This is a genomic window from Xanthomonas arboricola pv. populi (genome assembly GCF_002939945.1).
In the GTDB taxonomy this organism is placed as follows: Bacteria; Pseudomonadota; Gammaproteobacteria; order Xanthomonadales; family Xanthomonadaceae; genus Xanthomonas; species Xanthomonas arboricola_A.
The window spans coordinates 1-19,835 of record NZ_MDEB01000004.1 but is presented as its reverse complement, the minus strand read 5'-3'; the positions used below and the strand labels follow the sequence as shown (position 1 = coordinate 19,835).

General features: G+C 60.6%; 24 protein-coding genes and 1 pseudogene. 1 reads left to right on the top strand and 24 read right to left on the bottom strand.

Going from position 1 to position 19,835, the window contains the following annotated elements; genetic code table 11:
- Positions 1–2: 2 nt before the first annotated feature.
- The 22 genes from XaplCFBP3123_RS12205 to XaplCFBP3123_RS12100 form a co-directional block, all read right to left on the bottom strand.
- Positions 3–1,166, bottom strand: coding sequence for a flagellar hook-basal body complex protein (locus tag XaplCFBP3123_RS12205; RefSeq protein WP_104534291.1), 1,164 nt, complete (start codon positions 1,164–1,166; stop codon positions 3–5).
- Between the two features lie 11 nt (positions 1,167–1,177).
- Positions 1,178–1,612, bottom strand: a complete 435-nt coding sequence (locus tag XaplCFBP3123_RS12200; protein ID WP_231103855.1) for a flagellar hook assembly protein FlgD — start codon at positions 1,610–1,612, stop codon at positions 1,178–1,180.
- Positions 1,584–2,327 carry a hypothetical protein gene (locus tag XaplCFBP3123_RS12195; protein ID WP_253254200.1) on the bottom strand — a complete coding sequence of 248 codons (744 nt, stop codon included), beginning with the start codon at positions 2,325–2,327 and terminating at the stop codon, positions 1,584–1,586. The genes XaplCFBP3123_RS12200 and XaplCFBP3123_RS12195 overlap by 29 nt, the downstream gene beginning before the upstream one ends.
- Positions 2,317–2,784, bottom strand: coding sequence for a hypothetical protein (locus tag XaplCFBP3123_RS12190; RefSeq protein WP_104534290.1), 468 nt, complete (start codon positions 2,782–2,784; stop codon positions 2,317–2,319). Before XaplCFBP3123_RS12190 ends, XaplCFBP3123_RS12195 begins: the two co-directional genes overlap by 11 nt.
- The gene (locus XaplCFBP3123_RS12185; RefSeq protein WP_104534289.1) at positions 2,771–4,096 is read right to left on the bottom strand and encodes a FliI/YscN family ATPase; all 1,326 of its coding nucleotides are present in this window, start codon (positions 4,094–4,096) and stop codon (positions 2,771–2,773) included. Before XaplCFBP3123_RS12185 ends, XaplCFBP3123_RS12190 begins: the two co-directional genes overlap by 14 nt.
- Positions 4,096–4,740: a FliH/SctL family protein gene (locus XaplCFBP3123_RS12180; RefSeq protein WP_104534288.1), complete on the bottom strand. Its 645-nt coding sequence runs from the start codon at positions 4,738–4,740 to the stop codon at positions 4,096–4,098. The genes XaplCFBP3123_RS12185 and XaplCFBP3123_RS12180 overlap by 1 nt, the downstream gene beginning before the upstream one ends.
- Positions 4,737–5,183 (bottom strand): hypothetical protein, encoded by a 447-nt coding sequence (locus tag XaplCFBP3123_RS12175; protein ID WP_253254199.1) that lies wholly within the window; start codon positions 5,181–5,183, stop codon positions 4,737–4,739. Before XaplCFBP3123_RS12175 ends, XaplCFBP3123_RS12180 begins: the two co-directional genes overlap by 4 nt.
- A 4-nt stretch (positions 5,184–5,187) precedes the next feature.
- Positions 5,188–6,567 carry a flagellar basal-body MS-ring/collar protein FliF gene (gene fliF / locus XaplCFBP3123_RS12170; protein WP_253254198.1) on the bottom strand — a complete coding sequence of 460 codons (1,380 nt, stop codon included), beginning with the start codon at positions 6,565–6,567 and terminating at the stop codon, positions 5,188–5,190.
- Positions 6,568–6,577: 10 nt separating this feature from the next.
- Complete coding sequence (gene fliE / locus XaplCFBP3123_RS12165; protein WP_104534285.1) at positions 6,578–6,874, bottom strand: flagellar hook-basal body complex protein FliE; 297 nt, start codon at positions 6,872–6,874, stop codon at positions 6,578–6,580.
- On the bottom strand, positions 6,874–7,257 hold the full coding sequence (locus XaplCFBP3123_RS12160) for a flagellar basal body rod protein FlgC (RefSeq protein ID WP_104534284.1): 384 nt from the start codon (positions 7,255–7,257) through the stop codon (positions 6,874–6,876). The genes fliE and XaplCFBP3123_RS12160 overlap by 1 nt, the downstream gene beginning before the upstream one ends.
- Positions 7,254–7,598, bottom strand: coding sequence for a hypothetical protein (locus XaplCFBP3123_RS12155; RefSeq protein ID WP_253254197.1), 345 nt, complete (start codon positions 7,596–7,598; stop codon positions 7,254–7,256). The genes XaplCFBP3123_RS12160 and XaplCFBP3123_RS12155 overlap by 4 nt, the downstream gene beginning before the upstream one ends.
- A 40-nt stretch (positions 7,599–7,638) precedes the next feature.
- Positions 7,639–8,754 carry a flagellar basal body P-ring protein FlgI gene (locus XaplCFBP3123_RS12150; RefSeq protein WP_104534282.1) on the bottom strand — a complete coding sequence of 372 codons (1,116 nt, stop codon included), beginning with the start codon at positions 8,752–8,754 and terminating at the stop codon, positions 7,639–7,641.
- Positions 8,751–9,314 (bottom strand): flagellar basal body L-ring protein FlgH, encoded by a 564-nt coding sequence (locus tag XaplCFBP3123_RS12145; RefSeq protein ID WP_104534281.1) that lies wholly within the window; start codon positions 9,312–9,314, stop codon positions 8,751–8,753. Before XaplCFBP3123_RS12145 ends, XaplCFBP3123_RS12150 begins: the two co-directional genes overlap by 4 nt.
- 10 nt (positions 9,315–9,324) lie before the next feature.
- Complete coding sequence (locus XaplCFBP3123_RS12140; protein WP_104534280.1) at positions 9,325–10,035, bottom strand: flagella basal body P-ring formation protein FlgA; 711 nt, start codon at positions 10,033–10,035, stop codon at positions 9,325–9,327.
- Positions 10,035–10,802, bottom strand: a complete 768-nt coding sequence (gene flgG / locus XaplCFBP3123_RS12135; protein WP_104534279.1) for a flagellar basal-body rod protein FlgG — start codon at positions 10,800–10,802, stop codon at positions 10,035–10,037. Before flgG ends, XaplCFBP3123_RS12140 begins: the two co-directional genes overlap by 1 nt.
- A gap of 13 nt (positions 10,803–10,815) precedes the next feature.
- Positions 10,816–11,487 carry a flagellar basal body rod C-terminal domain-containing protein gene (locus tag XaplCFBP3123_RS12130; RefSeq protein ID WP_104534278.1) on the bottom strand — a complete coding sequence of 224 codons (672 nt, stop codon included), beginning with the start codon at positions 11,485–11,487 and terminating at the stop codon, positions 10,816–10,818.
- Positions 11,484–13,547, bottom strand: coding sequence for a flagellar biosynthesis protein FlhA (locus XaplCFBP3123_RS12125; RefSeq protein WP_104534277.1), 2,064 nt, complete (start codon positions 13,545–13,547; stop codon positions 11,484–11,486). The genes XaplCFBP3123_RS12130 and XaplCFBP3123_RS12125 overlap by 4 nt, the downstream gene beginning before the upstream one ends.
- Positions 13,544–14,617, bottom strand: a complete 1,074-nt coding sequence (locus tag XaplCFBP3123_RS12120) for an EscU/YscU/HrcU family type III secretion system export apparatus switch protein (RefSeq protein WP_104534276.1) — start codon at positions 14,615–14,617, stop codon at positions 13,544–13,546. Before XaplCFBP3123_RS12120 ends, XaplCFBP3123_RS12125 begins: the two co-directional genes overlap by 4 nt.
- On the bottom strand, positions 14,617–15,387 hold the full coding sequence (locus XaplCFBP3123_RS12115; RefSeq protein WP_104534275.1) for a flagellar biosynthetic protein FliR: 771 nt from the start codon (positions 15,385–15,387) through the stop codon (positions 14,617–14,619). Before XaplCFBP3123_RS12115 ends, XaplCFBP3123_RS12120 begins: the two co-directional genes overlap by 1 nt.
- 2 nt (positions 15,388–15,389) lie before the next feature.
- Positions 15,390–15,635, bottom strand: a complete 246-nt coding sequence (locus XaplCFBP3123_RS12110) for a flagellar biosynthetic protein FliQ (protein WP_039530202.1) — start codon at positions 15,633–15,635, stop codon at positions 15,390–15,392.
- Positions 15,636–15,663: 28 nt separating this feature from the next.
- The gene (locus XaplCFBP3123_RS12105; protein ID WP_253254195.1) at positions 15,664–16,821 is read right to left on the bottom strand and encodes a tetratricopeptide repeat protein; all 1,158 of its coding nucleotides are present in this window, start codon (positions 16,819–16,821) and stop codon (positions 15,664–15,666) included.
- Positions 16,822–17,231: 410 nt separating this feature from the next.
- Positions 17,232–17,618 carry a hypothetical protein gene (locus XaplCFBP3123_RS12100; RefSeq protein ID WP_104534273.1) on the bottom strand — a complete coding sequence of 129 codons (387 nt, stop codon included), beginning with the start codon at positions 17,616–17,618 and terminating at the stop codon, positions 17,232–17,234.
- 415 nt (positions 17,619–18,033) lie between these two features.
- Here XaplCFBP3123_RS12100 and XaplCFBP3123_RS12095 point away from each other — a divergent pair.
- Positions 18,034–18,360, top strand: a pseudogene (locus tag XaplCFBP3123_RS12095) (hypothetical protein).
- A 99-nt stretch (positions 18,361–18,459) separates the two neighbouring features.
- On the opposite strand, the gene XaplCFBP3123_RS12090 reads toward XaplCFBP3123_RS12095, so the two are convergent.
- Both XaplCFBP3123_RS12090 and XaplCFBP3123_RS21595 read right to left on the bottom strand, forming a co-directional pair.
- Entirely contained in the window at positions 18,460–18,735 is a 276-nt protein-coding gene (locus XaplCFBP3123_RS12090) for a DUF6881 domain-containing protein (protein WP_104534272.1), read from the bottom strand.
- Positions 18,732–19,835, bottom strand: a 1,104-nt coding sequence (locus XaplCFBP3123_RS21595; protein WP_216361732.1) for an HYD1 signature containing ADP-ribosyltransferase family protein, incomplete at its 5' end; no start/stop codon positions are given. The genes XaplCFBP3123_RS21595 and XaplCFBP3123_RS12090, both read right to left, overlap by 4 nt.

Below are 19,835 nucleotides of genomic sequence, written 5' to 3'. Positions count from 1 at the left end.
GATCATCCGCCCCGTGTGCTGTTGTAGAGCTGCTCGATCATCTCGTTGCTTACCGTCATCACACGCGAGCTTGCTTGGTAGCCACGCTGGATGATCAGCATGTCGGCAAACTCTTGGGTGAGATCAATATTTGACATCTCCAGGCTACCGCCCTGGATATTTCCAAACACGCTGGAACCAGCACGCCCAAGTTCACTGCGCTGGCTGTCCACACCCGACAGCATGCGTCCACCGGATAGCTCCAGGTTGCTCTCACTCTGGAACGCAGCTAACGCGAGTTGCGCGCCCTGGCGTTTTTCCGTCGAGCTGTAGGTGACCTGCAAGACGCCTTCGTTGTCGAACGCCAGCGCATTGATACCGAGTACGGGACTACCGTCCTCCACCGTAGCTGTCAGGCTATCGGTTAGACCGGACAGGCTGGTCGTCCCCGTGAACGTACCCGGTGTACCGAAACCAAGTGCTACCTTCTGGCTGCTAGAACCCACAGAAAGCGTGACCTCGACGTTGCCCGAGCCTGTTTCCAGCATGCCGCTGGTGCTGAAGCGTAGATCGCCGCTGCCAACCTGCGCTCCCGATTCGTCGGTCACGGTGACACGGTAGGTGCGGCCCGATCCAACTGATACCACCGGCGCACTGGTGGTGACCTTGAGGGTGTGGACCGTGCCTGTCGCGTCATAGACCTTGATGTCGCTAACGGAACTGCCGGTGGATGTAGGCGACAGGTTGCCGCTCAATCGCACACTTGTCGTAGGTTTGGCATCCAGGGTCCGCAAGCCATCTAGGTTCAACTGCGACAGTTGCCCGGTGCTGCTGATCGACATCACGTCATAGCGGCTGACGCTGTCCACCAGGACACCGCGATCATCGATGATGAATTGGCCCGCGCGGGTGTAATGCAGCCCTCCGCTGGAGTCGCGCAGGACGAAATAGCCGGAACCATCGACCGCAACGTCTGTCGCATTGCCGGTCTGGCGCAGATCGCCTGCCGTAGTGCGCAGGCCGGTGCCGACGATCCGCGTTCCATGTTCTCCAGCCAGATTCTCAAAGAACGAGTCGCTGCCGCGGAAGCCAGGGGTGTTCATGTTGGCAACGTTGTTACTCACCGTATCCAGGCTCTTTGAAAAGCTGAAAAGGCCCGAAAGCGAGTTATAGAGCGCTTGAAACATGTGGTAACTCCTTATTGCTGGACCAGCGTGATCTGCGGAAGCCGGATGCCCGTCAGGACACCGGCACTGGTCTCGACCGTCAACAGAGGACCGGAGGCGCTGAACTCGATTGCCTTGACCACCCCGGTCGCGGTGTTGCCGCTTGCCTGGGTGACCTCGATGCGGCGACTCAACAGGCTCAAGCTCTGGCTGGTGGCATTCATGCTCAACATCCCTTCGGAGTTGAGGCTGAGCTGACGCGATTGCTCCAGATTGCTGAACTGCGCAAGCTGCGCCAGGAACTCGCGGTTATCCACCGGCTCCAATGGATCCTGAAACTGCAACTGCGACAGAAACAGCTTGATGAAGCCATCCTGGTCGATGGTGTTATTCGATTGTGCACTTGCGCTACCGTTGTTCACGATCGAACCGATCGAATCAATCGCCATTGTTGACCCCTTGAGCATTGGAAGAGCGCTGCCAAACGAGCGCGCCATTGAGCATGATTCGGTCAGGTCGGCTTTGCCCAGAGTGCAACAATGCATCCAGCAGGGCCGGTATCTGAGCGGCGGAAAGTTGGTAGTCGCGCACCCACCAGGTGGTGCGACCTTCTGCGTCTGAAATTTTTTTCATTGCGCGCGTCATCCACTCAGCCAACGCATCAGGGCTGGTCGTTGAGGACAGATAGGACAAGTGCGTAGCATCGGTTTCGGCGTGCGCTGTCAACGCAACCGGCAAGCCTGCGCCGGCCACATGTAATCCCGACGCAATAGATGGGCGATGCGCCACATCCTGCAGGCTCATTGCACTGAAGCCAGATCCAGCACTTGCTGACATCAATGCGTTTCCATTGACCGTATCAGTATTCGGCGCCGCCGCGTCATGACCACGACCGCGATGATCCACATACGACATCAGATACGTCGCCGTTGCCATCCATTCGAACACGATGGAGTCGATTACCAGCGCCTGGTCGGCAACTTGTACCGCCCGCGTGGTCGACATAATCCCGGCCTGTATCGTCTGCCCGGGAGTCGTGGCAGATACATCGCTTGGTAAGCGCTCGGAGGTCAGCCAGCGTTCGAATCCTGCCGCGTCTTTCGACGGACGTTCTTCGTGCGGCTCGCTCTGAGGCTTTGGCGGAACCGTAGCAGGTGAAGGTATTGCCGATTCAATTACCACCGGATGCTCTCCTTGCAAGCCAGATTTCTGCGCAGGTGTCCGATTCGGCGCGGTCCTGCGACCGCAGCGTCTGTTCGGAGAAGCGCCGATGGCGTTCGTCGACAGAGCGCTCCTCTGCCAAGGCACCACAATGCGCGGTCCGCGCTGTGCCCACGCGGGCATCGCGAGCGTCCGCATCAAGCAACGCATGCGCCTGCTCTGCATGCACGACAGCTTCGACTTCCAGTGCCGCTTGATAAGTTTGTAGCTGTAGCAGGCCGTTTTCTGATCGTTGTTTCCAGCAGGCGACAGCATGAACACGCTGCTGGCATGCCTCTAGATGGGTTTGTGCCTGCCGGCTTTCAAGCAACGTTCTCTGCAAAACCAGCGACGCCTTGCGTGTTTGCAAGTCGCGCACGCGTACCAGCACCGTCAGCCGTTGCAATTGTCGCCGCGCATGGTCGTCAGACACGTGCATTTTCCGACGGCAGTGCATGCAGCAATGCGTTCAAGGCTTCACACCGCGTCATCGGGGCGAGCTGTGCCTGCTTGAGAACCGCTTCCAGCTGCGGCCAGGCATCCAGGGCCTGGTCCAGCACAGGGTTGGCGCCGGGTTGATACGCGCCAAGTTCCACCAGGTCACGCGAATCTTCCAGGATGGCGAGTACACGACGCACACGCATCGCGAGCTCTACGTCCTCACGCGTGGCGAGCTGGGTGAGCAAACGACTCACGCTGGCCAATACATTGATTGCCGGATAATGTCCTTTAGAGGCAAGCGTGCGATCCAACACGATGTGCCCGTCCAGAATGGCGCGCATATGATCGGTAATGGGCTCATTAAGGTCGTCGCCCTCCACCAGCACACTGTAGATTGCAGTAATTGCGCCGTGCTCGAAGTTTCCGCAGCGTTCGGCAATCCGCGGCAACCACGAGAAGACCGATGGCGTGTAACCACGAAAGGTCGGCGGCTCGCCGCTGGCCAGGCCGATCTCGCGATGCGCCATGGCAAACCGGGTCATCGAGTCCACTACCAACAGGACAGACTTGCCCTGGTCCCTGAAAAACTCCGCAACGGCGTGTGCGGCGTGGACAGCATGGGTACGTACCAGTGCTGGCTGATCGGCAGTGGCAGCCATGACCACGCAGCGCTTCATCGCCTCCGTGCCAAGCGTATGACGAACAAAATCACCGACCTCGCGACCACGCTCGCCGATCAATGCGAGCACGATCACGTCGGCTTTCACATGGCGGACGAACATGCCCAGCAAGGTGCTCTTACCCACCCCGCTGCCTGCGAAGATACCGATGCGCTGCCCTTTTCCCAGCGTCAACAAGCTATCCACTGCGTGGATGCCCGTCTCGAGAACCTGAGTGATATCACGCCGCTCCAGTGGGTTGGGTGGCACTGCATGCAAGGGGTAGTGTCGCTCAAGTGCACACGGTCCCAGCCTATCCAGAGGACGACTGAACGCATCAATCACGCGTCCCAGCAAGGCATTGCCAACCGGGACATTCAATGATCTTGTCGTGGTTTCCACTCTTGCCCCGGGCGCGAGGCCGGCAATATCTCCATACGGCATGAGCAGCAGCTTTCCGTCTCGAAGCCCCACCACCTGTGCATCCACGCGACGTCCGTCTGCCGATACCACCGTCTCACAAAGATCTCCGACGCGCGCGTCGGGCCCATCGGCTTCGATCACTAGGCCATTAAATGCACAGACACGGCCATAACGACGCACGTAGCATGCCGATTGGATGGCTGTCGTCAGATGCTGGGCCAGGTGCATTAGCGCGTCACGGACGAGTAGGTGGACAGGCCGTGCAACAACGCGGTTTGTAGCGCCGAAAGCCGGACTTCGAGCCCGAACTCGGTTCTGCCAGCGCGTGTCTCAAGCGTGCACTGGCCTGGTCGTAGCGCAAGATCACAATGAATCGGCAAGGTCGCGACATTAGAGAAAAGCGACAAGTCCTGCTCCGATACGTGCAACGCTACCGCCTGATGGCCGGCATGCCGCAGTGCGCGCTGGCACAGCTCCGTCAGCAGGGGACCATCTGCATAGGCGGCGCCAATGACCTGCGTAACCGCGTGAAACGCCACTTCCACGGCTACCTCATGACTTCGTTGCGCCTGTTCGTCGATGGCTTGCTCCAGGCCGGCGATCAGGTTCTGCAGCTGTACGCGCACCCGCTCGGTCGCCTCGTGCGCAGCGTGAGCCTGGGCCTGCAGGGACGCCGTCACTTTTTCCAATTCGCGCTGTGCCAGCGAGGCGGCTTCCTCATGGGCGCGTGCAAGCCCTTCCTGATACCCCTTCGCACGCGCATCTTCCATCACGGATTGCTCTTGCGAGACGGGAGGCGTCGCGTCGTCACCGTCGCCTGCTACAGGCGCATACCAGGGACGGCAGTCGGATGACACGGCGAGACGCTTCATGGCACTACCTGCATTGCCGGGTACACCGCTGTTGCCTGGGCGTGGGCAGCATTACGCACGGCAGCAGCCAGCGCTGGCGGGAGTGGCTTGGATGCTGTGAGTTCTGCGCGAACCGTCTTGGCCAGCGCAGGCTCGAGCGCCGCAAGGATGAACGATGCGTCCGCCGAGGCGGTTGCCATGACCACGCGGCTCAGGGTCGCTGCACCAAGCGTACGCGACAGTTGCACGATGTCTTCAAGACCCGGTCCGCCGTCGGCATCTCCGATGGTCAGACCCGGTCCGCGCAGCACCGGCTCGACCAGCGTTGGCTCGTCCCATCCGTGACGACGAACGAATGCGATCTGCGCACGCAGTTCCGTGGCCATGGCAGCCGGCAAGGACGCCAGCAACCGCCGCCGTTGGCCAGGCTGCATGACACTGGCCAGCAACGCAGACTTGCGCATGACTTCAGACGCGCTCATGTGCAGGCCCCAGCAGCCACGCCCGAATTTCTTGCGCTGCCTGTTCGCTCTGCTCTCGGCTCAAGCGCTTGCTGCGTGATCGCGTGACCGCTTTTCCTATCAGCACCCCGACAATCAGGCTAAGCACAACGGCGACCACGAGCCAGATCATCGGGCGTGCTTGCCAAGCCGACGTAACGCCACGAGCACCAACAACCGGGCGATCGGTATTGCGTGCTGCCAATGCCGGCTGACCTAGAGGTTGGCTGGGTATCGCGGTGGATCCAACGCCAATCTCAACAACATCGCCACGCGCAGCATCTCCACCGATTGCTGCCATCACCAAACGCTGCAGGTGCCTTTGTTCGATATCGCTCAACGGTTGGCGTAAGGCAATCGCAACGCTGACCCGTTCCACCCGTCCGGTAGCCCTGGTGATTTCCTGCTTCTCGGTGCCGTGTGCGTACTCGACCTGCTCGTTCAAGACCCCACTACTACCGCCCTCGGGTGCACGATCGGAACTCGAGCTACGCCGCACCACCGTCCCATGGTCCTGGCCAGGCGCCACCAAGGTGCGCTCACTGGTGGTGCGCACTTTGTCGAAGTTCAGTGCGACATTGACCGAGATCGATGCCCCTGCCGCGGACGGTTGCGCCTCCAGAATCTTGCGAATATCACGCTCGTAATCGGCTCCCAGTTGCCGTGCCAGGTCGCCCTGTGCACCGCCGACGGCATCGTTGACTCCTACTGCTAGCTGCAAACCGGTCGGCCCGACCACCACCACCGCGTCCGGCATCAGCCCATCCACGGCCGAAGCAACCAGATCGCGAATTCCGCTGACCTGCTTGGCAGTCAGCGTTGCACCGGGTACCAGCGACACCGCCACCGATGCCTTGGACTGACTGTCTTCGGCCAAGAACACACCTGGGCGGCGAATCGACAAGTGCACGCGCACCGCCTCGACACCAGGAATCGTGGCGATGGTGCGCTCGATTTCACCCTGCAGCGCACGCTGATAGTTGATGCGCTGAGCGAACTCGGTGACACCGAATTCATTAGTATCGAACAACTCGAATCCAACATGCCCCCCCTTCGGAACGCCGGCAGACACCAGACGCATCCGCAATGGATGCACCTCCCCCTGTTCCACCAGGATGCCGCTCCCGTCCGCGGTGTAGCTGTGTGGAATCTTCCATTCGTCCAGGGCAGCCGAGACCTCGGCGGCGTCGGCTTGCTTCAACTCACCGAAGAGCAGTGCCTGTCGGGGTGCCAAGGCCCACCAGATCGCGGCAGCCGTCAGCAGCAGCAAGACGCCCATGGCGATGAACAGGCCAAGCTTGCGCATCGGTGCCAATGTCGAATAAGTCGCTTTGAAAGAGGAAAGCACGTCAGTGTCCTTACAGTTGCATCCGCGAGAGTTCCTGATACCCCTCGACCAGCTTGTTACGCACCTCGGCCAACAACGTGAGGTGCATACGTGCCTCTTCCAGTGAAATCATCAGATCGTGCGGCGCTACCTCCTGGCCTGCGGCCATCGCACGCAACTGCTGGTCCGCAGTCTGGATGGCGCTATCCGCACCAGAGATGCCACGTGCGACCACATCCCCAAAATTCACGCCGCCGGTTGCAGCTACCGGTGCACCGAGTGCCTCCATCTGTGCTGGTCCAATCGCTCCAATCGCCGCAATCGTCATCACTTGGCTCCAATCTCGAAAGCGCGCAATACCATGCTGCGCAGCACGTTGAACGAGCGCACATTTGCCTCGTAACCCCGGCTGGCCGTCATCAGACTGGTCATTTCCCTCACCATGTCCACCTCCGGGTAGTGCACCTGCCCTTGCGCATCGGCCATCGGATTCTTCGGGTCCAGAACCATGCGCGTTCCAAGACTGCGCGCCGCATCCATGCCATCACCCAGGCCCACTGTTTCGGCGAACGAAGCAGAGGCCGATGCAGTCAGCTGGCGGGGATCGATCGGCTGATTGGCGACTGCGATATGCCGCCCGGCCAGGTCCATGCGTAGCCGCTCGTTCTGCATGCCCGCACGGCTTGCATCCAGGATTGCATCGATGCTCATGCGCCGCTCCGTCCAGTCACCGCCAGACGCATCAAGCCGAAATGCCGGCTCAGCGATTCGGTTAGTGCCTGATAGTTGAGCCCCGCTGATACCGACTCGGCAACCAGGTCGTCCAGACTGGCGCGTTCACGGTCATAGCACTGGTCCACGATCGCCAGCGTGGGCGAATCCGGATTGCGCAGCAGTGCTGCAACGTCGTCAGGGCTGGCGCCAGCCGCGGCATTCAAGACGCGATCCGTGCGACTCTGATCAATGACAAACACCGGCGCGTCGGGGCTCGATGCATTGGCGATATTCCAGCTGGTGACTTCGGCCTTGAGCTTATTGAGGCTCAAGGCCATGCGCACAGCGTCGACGGTGAGATCTTGTGACATGGGTAACCTACTGGATGATCAGGTCGCCATCCAAGGCGCCTGCGGATTTGACGGACTGCAAGACCGCAATGACGTCGCGCGTGGTCAGCTTGGCGGTACGTAACGCGGAAATCAGATCGGCCACTGTTGCGCCTTCTGCGACCGACACCAGCGGAGCGATCGGCTCTTCGGTGGTGATGGTGCTCTCCGGTACCAATACGCTGCGTACCCCTGCGCCTGGACGCACTAGCAGCCCATCGGGCTGTGACACGCTGTAACGCGTGGAAATCTCCACACGCAAGTCACCATGGGAAATGCTCACCTGACCCAAACGGATATTGCTACCGGCCACCACAGTGCCGGTCCGCTCGTTGATGATCACGCGTGCTGGCCGCTCGCGCGTCACCCGTACATTCTCGATCTGCGAGATGCGAGCCACACGACTGGGATTGCCCCGGTAGCGCACGACGACCTTGCCCGCGTGCTCCGCTTCTGCGGTGACGCCAGGCAAACTGACGCTCACCGCCTGCGCGATGCGGTTGGCGGTGGTGAAGTCCGCTTCGTCCAGCAGGATGCTCAAAGTTCCCGGCTCGCCCGCAACGTCCAGTGCGGCTGCCCGCTCGACGGTGGCGCCGGAAGGAATCCAGCCCACAGTCGGGTGGTTCTTCTGTACCGATGCGGTGATCGCCTCGAACTGATAACCACCCACCGAAATCGCCCCCTGTGCGATGGCGTAGACCTTGCCATCGGGCCCGCTCAGTGGCGCCAGCATTAAGGTGCCCCCGGTGAGGCTGCGTGCATCGCCTGCCGAGGCGACCTGCACATCGAGTGGCTGACCAGGTTCGGCGAACGCCGGAAGTTTGGCCGTCACCAATACTGCCGCGACATTGCGGCTGGACAGATCACCCAGTTCGACGCTGACACCGAAATTGCGCAGCGTATTGCCGACCGATTGCACGGTCGCGCGGTTGCGCGCCGAGTCACCGGTACCGGAAAGACCAAACACCAATCCGTAACCGGTCAGCGGATTTTCGCGCACACCCGCGATGCGCGCGATGTCCTTGATCCTGACATCGGAGACCGGGGCGGCATGCGCAGATGCAGCCGACAGCGCTAGCAAGAGCACCAGCAAACGCAGGTTCATAGCACCCTCAGCCACTTGAGCAGCCGGTAGGCCACACTCTGACGTTGCGACTCGGCAACGACGCCCTTGCCGTTGAACTCCACACGCGCATTGGCGAGCCGATGCGACCACACGGTGTTATCGGCGAGGATGTCATCCGGCCGCACAATGCCGCTTAGCGTGATGCGCTGATCTTCCTTGTTGATCAACAGCGACTGCTCGCCTTCGACCACCAGCGATCCATCGCTCAGCACATCCTTGACCTGTACGGACAATTGCGTGCGCAACTCACCCACCCGTGAAGTTTCCGCGCTGCCCTTGGAGGCACCTGACAGACCGGCGTCGAAGCTGCCGCGGTAGGCATTATTGCCTGCGGTGCCACTCAGGCGAACGTCCGAACCGGCATCAGTGGCTGCACCGGAGCGTGCCCTGGCAGCTTCGAGCACGTTCACCGTCAACACATCGCCCACGCGATAAGCGCGTCGGTCGGCAGCGATGCCGCGATACGTATTCGGGTTGATGAGGCTTTCCTGCGCGAAGGCACATTGGCTCGTCGTCGCCGACAGCAGCGCAGCGAGCATGAGCGTGTCTCTAGTGTTCAATGGATACCTCACCACTGGCAACCACACGTGCCTGCACCGGCGTGCGCGTGCCCTGTGGCAAAACGGCAATCGCCTCGCCTGGTTGCCCGTCGGCCACCGCAGTTGCCGGCAAGCGCAGTTCAACCGCACCATGGCGAATGCGCAAGGTCACCGGATCACGTCGCGCGATCGCTGGCGCGGCGGCAAAGTCATGCGCCTGCACCAGATCGCCTGCGCGCACTGCGTGCTTCAAGCGTGCCGCCGCTGGTGCCTCGCCTGACGCTGCCACTTCGTCGACGGCAAGCACGCCGGCCACGTCCATGCGTTTAGCTACTACAACAACCTGCTCACCCGGCGTGCCACTGGCAAATGCACGTGTATAGGTCGGCCGCTCCAGCCACCACTGCACGGTGAACCACACCATCCTGGTCTGTGTCGGCACACCGTCGACCAGCACTCGGACCGGCACGCCCACACGCTTGCGCGGCCAGGCTCCGCCGATCCGTCCGGCTTGCAGCGTCATCTGCGTGGTCGCGGCCATCTGCGTTTCCAATTGCGAGTCCGGCAGCGCAGCGGCGGTCAGGATCAAGTCACCGGGAAGCGTGCCGGATAATGCCTCCAAAGACGCACGCGCCGTCGCGATCAGTCGATCGGACGAGATGTTGCTGGCCTGCGCACTGGCGCAAGACATCAACAACAACAGGGCAAGCATCCTGGTCATCAGCGGCGCAGGTTGTTGATGGTTTCGAGAATCTGATCCGATGCCTGCAACACGCGCGCATTGAGCTGATACGCTCGTTGCGCCAGCACCAACCCGGTCATCTCATCGATCATGTCGACGTTGGCTGCTTCCAGATAACCCTGCTGCAGTTTTCCGGCGCCGTTGCTGCCCGCAGCCAACGGAATCGCTTCGCCGGAGCGGTCCGCCGCCTGAAACACGTTTTCCCCCCGTGACTCCAGCCCCTCGGTCGATACGAAGCTGACCAGGTCGATGCTACCCAGTACCGCTCGCTCCTCGCTGCCATCGAGCCTGGCGCTCACTTCGCCTGCCGAAGAGATCAGTACATCCGCAGCGCCTTGCGGCATCTGAATTCCCGCCGACAGGCGCATGCCGTTGGAAGTGGCCAGATAGCCTTCGGCATCGACATGAAAGCGACCCGAGCGCGTGTAGAACCGCTCGCCGTTGGCATTTTCGATCTCGAAGAAACCATCGCCGTCGATGGCAAGATCCAGGGGATTGCGCGTGGGTTGCAGCGCACCGGCGCCGAATTCCACGGAGGTGGAGCTCACGCGAATGCCGCCGCCATGCACGTTGTTTGCCTGGCCGATTCCCTGGCCGGGCACCGGCGCATTGGCGATCTCGGCAAAGTTGACGCGTCCGCGCTTGAAGCCGGGCGTCTGCATGTTGGCGACGTTGTTGGAGATCACATCGATCTGCTGCTGCTGACTGCGCAGGCCGGTGGATGAGATGTAGAGAGCGTCGATCATGAGGGCAGTCCTGTCAGTTGTCGCCAATACGGTTGATGCCCGTATCCATCGCTCGGTCATAGAGGGATATCACGCGCTGTACCGATTCGGCATGGCGCGAGAGTTCGATGAGCTGCAGCGTTTCGGCAGCCGCATCGACGTTGGATTGTTCGACGCTGCCTTGCTGCACGGTTCCCTTCCACGGCGCAGTCACGCCGTCATAGCGATAGCCGCCCTCGCTGGGAATCAGGCGTGCCGGTTCGGCCACGTCAACGATGCGCAGATGCGCCAACAGCGCATCTCCGTCCCAGATACCACCCTGTTCGTCGACACGGATATCGGACTGCGGCAGGGTCAACGCCCCTGCATCGGTCAGCACCGCAGCCCCCTGGCGGGTCTGCAAGCTGCCGTCGGCGCCACGCACGAAACTACCCATACGCAGCAACCGCTGCTGGCCGTCCTGCTGTGTCACGAAGAAGCCGTTGCCGCGCAGCGCCAGATCCAGCCCACGTCCCGTTTCCCGCAGGGCGCCATCGCCACGTTGCACAATCATTGCCGCAGCGCCAGTGGCCGCAGCGAAGTCGCCACGTGCGCGTACGCCCTGGTAACCGGGCGTGTTGAGGTTCGCCACGTTCTGGCTGACCGCAGTCAACGCGTCGATATCCGCATTCAGACTACGACTGATCGCCTGGATGGTGTCGTTCATGCTGCAACCTGCAAGGGTGTGCCCACTGCCGCAAACGAGCGGACCAGGGCGGTGGAAGGGACTTCATTGAGTGCCAGCACGGCGACGTGGGGCAGTGAGCGGTGAATCAACGCACGTAACGGCTTGCGCAACGGCGAGGGACACAGCAGCACCGGCAGGCGGTTCTGTCCCATCATCGCCTCGGCCTGTTTGGCGAGCTGCCGAATGAAGCCGTCAAGCTGCGCCATGTCGGTGAACAATGCGCTACGGCCTTCGCCGCTACGCTGCTGGCCCATCAAGGTCCGTTCGATTCCGGGCTCCAGCGTCAATACATGCAGCTCGCCGCGCGCGTCCTGAAAGCGCTGGCAAATGGTCGCGCCCAAGCGCTCACGCACCCGCTCGACCAATTCGTCAGGCTGCTTCTGATTGCGCCCGGCGTCCAGGAGCACTTCGACGATGGCTTCCAGATTACGGATACTTACCTGCTCTCGCAGCAACAACTGCAGCGTCTTCTGTACATCGGAATACGTCAGTACATTGGGAACCAACTCGGCGACCAGCGGTGCGCGGTGCTCGTCCAGGCGCGACAGCAGGCGTTCGGTCTCGCTGCGGCTCAGCAGGTCCGGCCCATGTCGCTTGACCAGCTCATTGAGATGCGTAACCAGCACCGTGTCGGGTTCGACCAGCGTGTAGCCGCCGGCACGAGCCGCCTGACGGGTCTCAGGTGCGATCCATTGCGCGGGCAGACCATATGCGGGATCGCGCGTTTCCAGTCCCTCCAACTTGACGCGCGTACCGCCTGGATTGATCGCCAGCAAGCGATCCGGATGAATCTCGCCCTGACCGACGCGGTTACCTTCGACCAGCAATTCGTACTGGTTGCGCTCCAATTCTGGACGCAGGCTGCTTTGCACTTTCGGGATGACAAATCCCAGCTCGCCGGCAACCTGCTTGCGCAAGTTAACGATGCGCAGCGCAAAATCCCCGGCCGGCCCCAGCAGCAGCTCGTGCAATGAGGCGCCCATGCGGATTTCGATCGGCTCCACCCGCATGGCCTGCTGCAGTTCTTCCTGTGCGGACAGGCCTTGCGACGCATCCTCGACAACCACGTCCGCGTTGGGATCGCGTTTGATCAGGCTGTATCGGATCAGCACCGCGACGCCGATCAGCGCCGCGACCACCGGCAGCTTGGGAAAGCCGGGCAATGTCAGCATCAACAGCAACGCCGCGGCAACCACCGCCAGCGCACGCGGATTGGACAGAATCTGGCGCGGAATCTCAGCACCAAGGCGCGCGTCGGCCGCAGCACGGGTAATGATGATGCCGGTCGCCACCGCGATCACCAGCGACGGAATCTGGGTCACGATGCCATCGCCGACGGTCAGCAACGTAAAACGCTGCACCGCTTCGGTCCAAGGCATCCCCATCTGCGCGATGCCGATCGCCAGACCACCGATGATGTTGATCAATACGATGACGATGCCGGCGATCGCATCGCCCTTGACGAACTTGGTGGCGCCGTCCATCGCACCGTAGAAGTTTGCTTCCTTCTCGATCTGCTTACGCCGCCGGCGAGCCTCGTGCTCGTCGATCAACCCCATGTTCATGTCGGCGTCGATGCTCATCTGCTTGCCAGGCATGCTGTCCAGGGTAAAACGCGCGGCTACTTCGGCCACGCGTTGCGCGCCGGTGGTGACCACTACGTACTGCACCACCACCAAAATCAGGAACACCACAATACCGACCACGTAATTGCCGCGGATCACGAACGTACCGATCGCGCCGATGACGCGACCTGCATCGGCGCCATCCAGGATCAGGCGTGTTGCCGACACGTTTAGTGCCAGCCGGAACATCGTCGCAATCAGAAGCAGGGTCGGAAAGGTCGAAAAATTCAGTGGCGATTCGGTAAAGAACGTCACCAGCAATATCAACAATGCCAGGCTGATGTTGATGATCAGCAGCAGGTCCAGCAGCGCCGAAGGCACCGGTACAAACAGCACCATCAAGATACCGACCACCAGCCCTACCAAGGCCAGGTCGCGCTTGTCCTGCAGGAAGGCGGCCAGGATGCCCTTCATGCGGCAGCACTGCCGCGGCGGTTGGCATATAGGGTGCGGTAGACCGGCGCCAAGGCATCGAACAGGTCTTCGGGAACCGGTGCATCGATCGCACAGTCGCGATACAGCGCACGTGCCAATGCCGGCATGCGGACCACCGGCACGCCGGCGCGCTGCGCAGCACGACGTACGCGGGCGGCCAGCAAACCCCGTCCCTTGCTCAGCACGATCGGCGCACGCATGCTGCGCGGTCGGTACTGCACTGCCACGGCGTAATGGGTGGGGTTGGTCAGGATGACATCGGCATCGGCCACGCGCGGCAGCGAGCGCACCGTCTTGAGCAACTCACGGATCTGACGGCGCTGCTTGGATTTCACTTCCGGGTCGCCGTCGCGCCGCTTGGCATCATCGCGGACTTCGCGCCGACTCATGCGCATCTTCTTGCCGTGATCCTTGCGCATGAATGCCAGGTCCGCCACTGCGACGATCAGCAGCACCAGCAAGACATAGACCGATGTAGTCCAGAAACCTGAGCGCAGTTGCTCGACCAGCAGCGCCGGTGACGACAACGCAATTTTCCCGACAAAGGACGCCGCATGGCCAACCGCAATATAGGCTAGCAGTCCCAATAAGGAGAGTTTGAGGACCAACTTCCCAAGCTCCCATAAGCCACGCATCGAGAACAGCCGCTTGATCGCGTTCATGGGATGCATGCGTTGCAGGCTTGGTGCAAGCGCATGGGTGCTGAAGATCGGTCCGGTCTGGCCGAGATTGGCCACTACAGCGATCACCAGCAACGCAAGGATCAGCGGCGTCATCGCCTGCAGCAAACCACTGTAGGTTTCGACCAACCAGGCAACCAGGTCTGCGCCGATACGTGGTTGCACACCTGCCAACTGCATGGTGTTGCGCGTGGCGCTGGCAAGGGCCACGGCGATGTCCCGCCCGGTCAACATCGTGACCACCACAAAGATCCCCAGCATCAGCACGGCGGTCAGATCCGGACTCTTGGCAACTTCACCCTTGCGGCGCGCTTCTTCCAATCGGGATTGGGTCGGCTGCTCAGTCTTGTCCTGGTCGGCGTCTGCCATCAGGGCGCTCCCAGCATCTGCGGCGCCTGGTCCAGCGCACTGCCGAACAGCCGGCCGATCAGTTCTGGCGCATAGGCCAATGTCAATGCCAGCAAGCCCAGCGCAACGGCGACCTTGAGCGGCAGCGCCAGAAAATACACATTGGCTTGCGGCATCGAACGCGACGCATAGCCCACCGCGACATCGACAAAGAACAGGCCCAGGACGACGGGCATTACCACCATCAGCGCAGCAATAAAGCTGCTTCCAAGCAATGCGAAGAACGCCTCTGCGCTGATCGGATGGCTCATGCGACCAAGCGGCAGCACCGTGGTACTTGCAACCAGACCCCTGAACAGCAGAACGTGCAAGTCGAGCGAGAAGAACAACACAGTGGCCGCCAGCATCAGCGCATGGCCAAGCAGCGATTCCTGCGTATCGGCGCTTGCCGGGTTCAGCAAGGCGCCAGCGCCCAATCCTGCCTGCATGTCCAACAGCCAGCCGCTGGTGTGCAACGCGGCATTGGGAATCATGAAAGCCAGGCCGAAGATCCCGCCGATAAACAGTTCGCCAATGGCTGCCAGCACCAGCGCCATCGGTTGACCGATGGTCGGAAAGACATAGCCATCTGGCAGGGCCAACAGCGTCAACCATGCGAACGCAAGCATGGTGGTGATGCGCACCAGCATTGGCGCCCACGCCAGCGGTGATAGCCCGGGTAGCACCATCACCGGCAGGTAGCGCAGCGATGCGTAACCAAACAGAAGAGCCAAGCCGGTCAGCGCTTCCATCGTCACAAGCCTGCCGCAAAATCGAACATGCGCTTGGCTAGCTCAACTGCGGTCAGCAGCATCCAGCTTCCCAACACCATGGTCACCGCACCCACCGCGATCAACTTGGGGATGAAGGTCAGCGTCATTTCCTGGATCTGGGTGACGACCTGCAGCACCGAGATCACCAATCCGACCACTAATGTGATCAGCAGAATCGGCGCGGAGATCTTGGCCGAGGCGAGCAAGGTCTCGGCCAGCAGATGCATGGCGGTATCGGCGTCCACAAGCGGGCCGTCAATGCGCTGCTGCAGCGTTGGACGACAACCGGGCACGCAGACGTCGCGCAATCTCTTGTGGCGTTTGCGCGCCAAGCGCATGCGCACCTGCAAGCGCACCTTCGCGCATCAGGGCTGCGAATACAGCCTCCGATTGCGCCTGCTCGCCCTGGTCAGCAAGCGACAGCGACTGTGCGTAGCGGCCACTGATGCTGCCGGGATCGAGCTTTAGCGAACGCCGCAGATGCGCTTCGCCTTCTTCGCGCTGCCCGTTCAGCAATGCCACCACTGCCAGGCCACCATGCGATTCGGCAAAGTTGCGATCCAGCGCGTAGGCGCGCCGGTAACAGGCCTCGGCAGCCAACCGCTCCCCGTCCAGCAGATGCAGCCAGCCCAATGCATGCCAGGTGCCGATGTGGTCCGGCATGGCCTGGGTTGCCTGCGTCAGCAATACCTTGGCCGGTGCCAAGGCGCCCTGCAACATCTGCGCCTGGCCCAAGCCAGACAGTGCCCGGCCGGACATGGGAAAGCGCTCAAGCGCACGCTCGAAATGCATGCCGGCCGCGGCGCCGTCTTGCGCGTACAGCGCCAGCGCACCGGCAGTCAGCAGCGCTTCGTGCTGATCTGGGAAGAGCGTAAGGCAGCGATGTGCCTGCTCAACGGCACTTGTTGTATCGCCTGAATCCAGTGCGCACAACGCACTCAAGCCCAATGCGGTTGGATGCTGTGGGGTGAACGCCAATGCGGCGGCAAGCGCCTTGTCGGCGGATGCGTAATCGGAGCGCATCAGGGCGATACGTGCGGAAAGCACAGCGAACTCCGCGTTATCGCCGTGACGTGCGCGCGCCTTCTGCAGCGTGGCGGCGGAGCCGTCCAGATTCTGCTGGCACAGCTGCGCAAAAGCGATGTCATGGTCCAGGGCAGGCGCGGCATGGCGTTCGGCCAGTGGCTGCAAGCGCGCTTCTGCTTCCACGTAGCGGCCAGCCAACAGGTCCAGTCGCGCTGCGCGAAATTGCACGCCTGCGAGCGATGCTGTATCGGCCGGCAATGCGGCAATCACATCTTCTGCGCGCGCGGACTGACCCGTTTCGATCAGTGCATCGCACAGCTGACAGGCAAGTTCCGGATTGGCCGGGTCTTTTGCCCAGTAGATAGAGAGTTTATCGACAGACGGCATCGCCACATCCATGAGACGCAGACCACCATGCCAGGCCAGACGACCTAGAGAATGATGGGTAAAACCTTGGTTCGTTGTGGACCCGCCGTTGCAGCGCTCGTGCGTGACTATCGATCCTGATAGTCACTCCCCTCCGAAGCGAGCCCGTCGCATCCCCCTGTGATGACGGCGTGAATCTTAAGTCCTCCACCGGGAGGTGTGTCAAGCGCTGGCACAGGTTGCAATGAAAGATTTTTCCGGGGCAATGGTCACACTTCCAAAGACTGCGCCTATTGATCAGCTCGCTTTAACCCTGGTAAGACGCCGGTGGCAGCACCTCGAGCCTGCCGCCTCCCCGACATCAAACTCCTTGAACGTATCGGCATGGTCGGTAGCTGCCTTGACGTCCGGCACATCCAACGCGGCACCGGCTACCGGTCGTCGACCTTGCCGCCGGGCGTGTTCTCACGCACCGACAGCAGCTTGCCCCAGGTATCGTAGGTGCTGGTGCTGTTGCTGGTCTTGAAGTCCTTGTGTGTGCTGGTACCGATGACCTGCTGGGTGAGGTAGGTCTCCGCGCCCTGGTAGGTGTAGCGGTAGGTGTGGGTGTAGCCCTCCGGCGTGGTCATGCCGCTGCCTTGCTCGTTGCGTACCAGCGAGTAGCGGTAGCCGCGCAGGCGGCCAGCCGCGTCGTAGCCGGTGGCCGGCGTGCCGTCCTGGTAGTTGACCACGCTGAGCAGCTGCAGCCCTTCCAGGCCATCGTCGGGCAGCGGCAGCGGGTTGCCGTCCTCGTCCACCGGCTGATACACCCCGCCCATCGGGATGCCGTAGGACTAACAAAACGCCGCCTTGCCGTCCCTGCTTGACAGCATCTGCACCCGCGAGCAGCATCGTTATCGCTGTGGTCAATCCCGCAGCCGGGTTTAGCAGCCCGAACTCTCCGAGGCGCACCAGCGCCCATCGAGCGATGACAGGCGTTTTTTTATGTCTGTTGTTTATGCGATGGGCACATGCTTGCCAGTTTTATGGCGGGCGGTGCGCGGAGGCCGCAAGGTCTGCCGGCCCTCGGACCGGTCTGCTAACCGCGCATCGTCCGTCACCTGCGTTTAGCAGCGTGGTGACGGACTCCATCCTATCCGAGGAGTCCAGCATGGCGCGCTCTAGATTCGCACGTTCAAGCGATAACGCATCACCATCGTCTGTCGACCGACAGACCGAGACCGACGACGTCCAATCCAACCGCAGCGACGCACGAGAGGATGTTTTTTCTTCCGTCGTCTGGCCGAGGCACGAGGTGCGGAAGGAAGTAGCGGCATTCACTGATCGGAGCTCCCGATGAACTTCGGTCTCGCCCTGCACTGCGCTCATCTGGACCACTGCGTGCTTGGTCTGCATGGACTACTGGAGGTGTTGCACGCAAGCGAAGGAGCCCACCAAGGTGGACAGCCTGGGTTGGATGGGGATCTGATTGATCGGCTGTTCTATGCGTCGCGTGCGCTCGCGGCATCCGCGACAACTACTATTTATGCGATGCAGGAGCGAATTGCTTCTACTCAATAGAGATTTAATGTAGGGCTAGGCATTTTTTGAAACTAGCCCTACATCAGAAATTATATTCCACTTACAATATAATTACCATTACAGGCAAGATTAGATAAGCTACAATTTTCTGTTACTCCAAATGCCCTCAAATTCCGCACAACTAATTTCGATAGGCTCAAATTGTGAATCATTCGAAATTTCCTTCATAGAAGGAAGCGGCTCAATACTTAAATTTGACCCTCCTGACACCTCAGATTTACTCGCATACCCGATTCGACCATCGAGATAAATTTCAACCTTCCTAATTTCTAACGAATTTTCATCAATTTCGCTGTAAATAAATACTGGCTCGGAATCCAATGAATGAATCCATTTTACTTTTAAGTATTTCATTTAATGACCACCATTCCGTTATTTGGAATTCTTCCAGCCAGATCCAAAGGAACTTCATTCGGAACAACATATACACCGGGCCTCCCCTGAATTACATTCAGGCCCGCAGTATCGATCTCAATAAAGTGCGTGTATCGCGCACCTTGAAATGGGTTATTTATGAATGCTCGTGACAACTGTGCAGGGTTCATAGTCCCTGGCGCAATGTCTGAAAAATATTGTCCATTTCCATAACGTACATCGTTAGGGTTCAATGCTTTAAGTGATGGGTTCATAGACTGGGAATCCAATATTCCATTCATCCCAGCCTCGTTTGTATAATGATACAACCTTCTCGGGATTGAACTGCTTGCAGAAGAGACTGCAGTCGTCGCTGTTGTGGGTGAAACGCCAAACGGCTTTACCGTAGACACATCACCGACCGCCCCAATTTGCGAGCGCAGCGATCCTGCACCCATCATACTGTCTCCCAGGTCGCTTAACAGTCGTCCTGTCACTCGACCTGCAACAGGCGCCGCTACACGTGCCAAACCGTAACCGTCCACGGCGGCGGTGCCGATGTTGAATACCATGCTGGAGCGTTCTGCCGATGCGCCAAATAGATCGCCGCTGGCCTCAAGTCGATCTGCCGCAGCGAGGCTGTTATTGACGTAGTTGACTGTGGTGTTGATTGGATTGCGCGCAAAGTCGACTATTCCCGCAACGGTTCTGCCGACAACCTCACCGTCGGCGGCATGCGCGTCTACCAAACCCAACTGCGCTGACAAGCCCATTTGGTACATGCCGGCACCGGCAAACGATTTCGCCAGCACGCCTATGCCAACGACACCTTCAACCACACTGCGTAGGACGCCATAAGACCCACCAGCTACTCGGTAGGCGAGATCGTCATCCCAGCTCATCGCCTCCACTGCGATAGCAGTTGGACGGGCGACTTCCGCAGGCAGCTGTTCCACCGAAACGGGCGGGTTGTCACGCACCCAGAACGACTGCGTCACATCCGTACGCTCTGTCGCGCCACCGTTTTTCCCGATCAGGTATGGGTCGACATGTCGACTCCCCGTAAAATTGATCCATCCATAACTAGAGGTCTCCGGGCA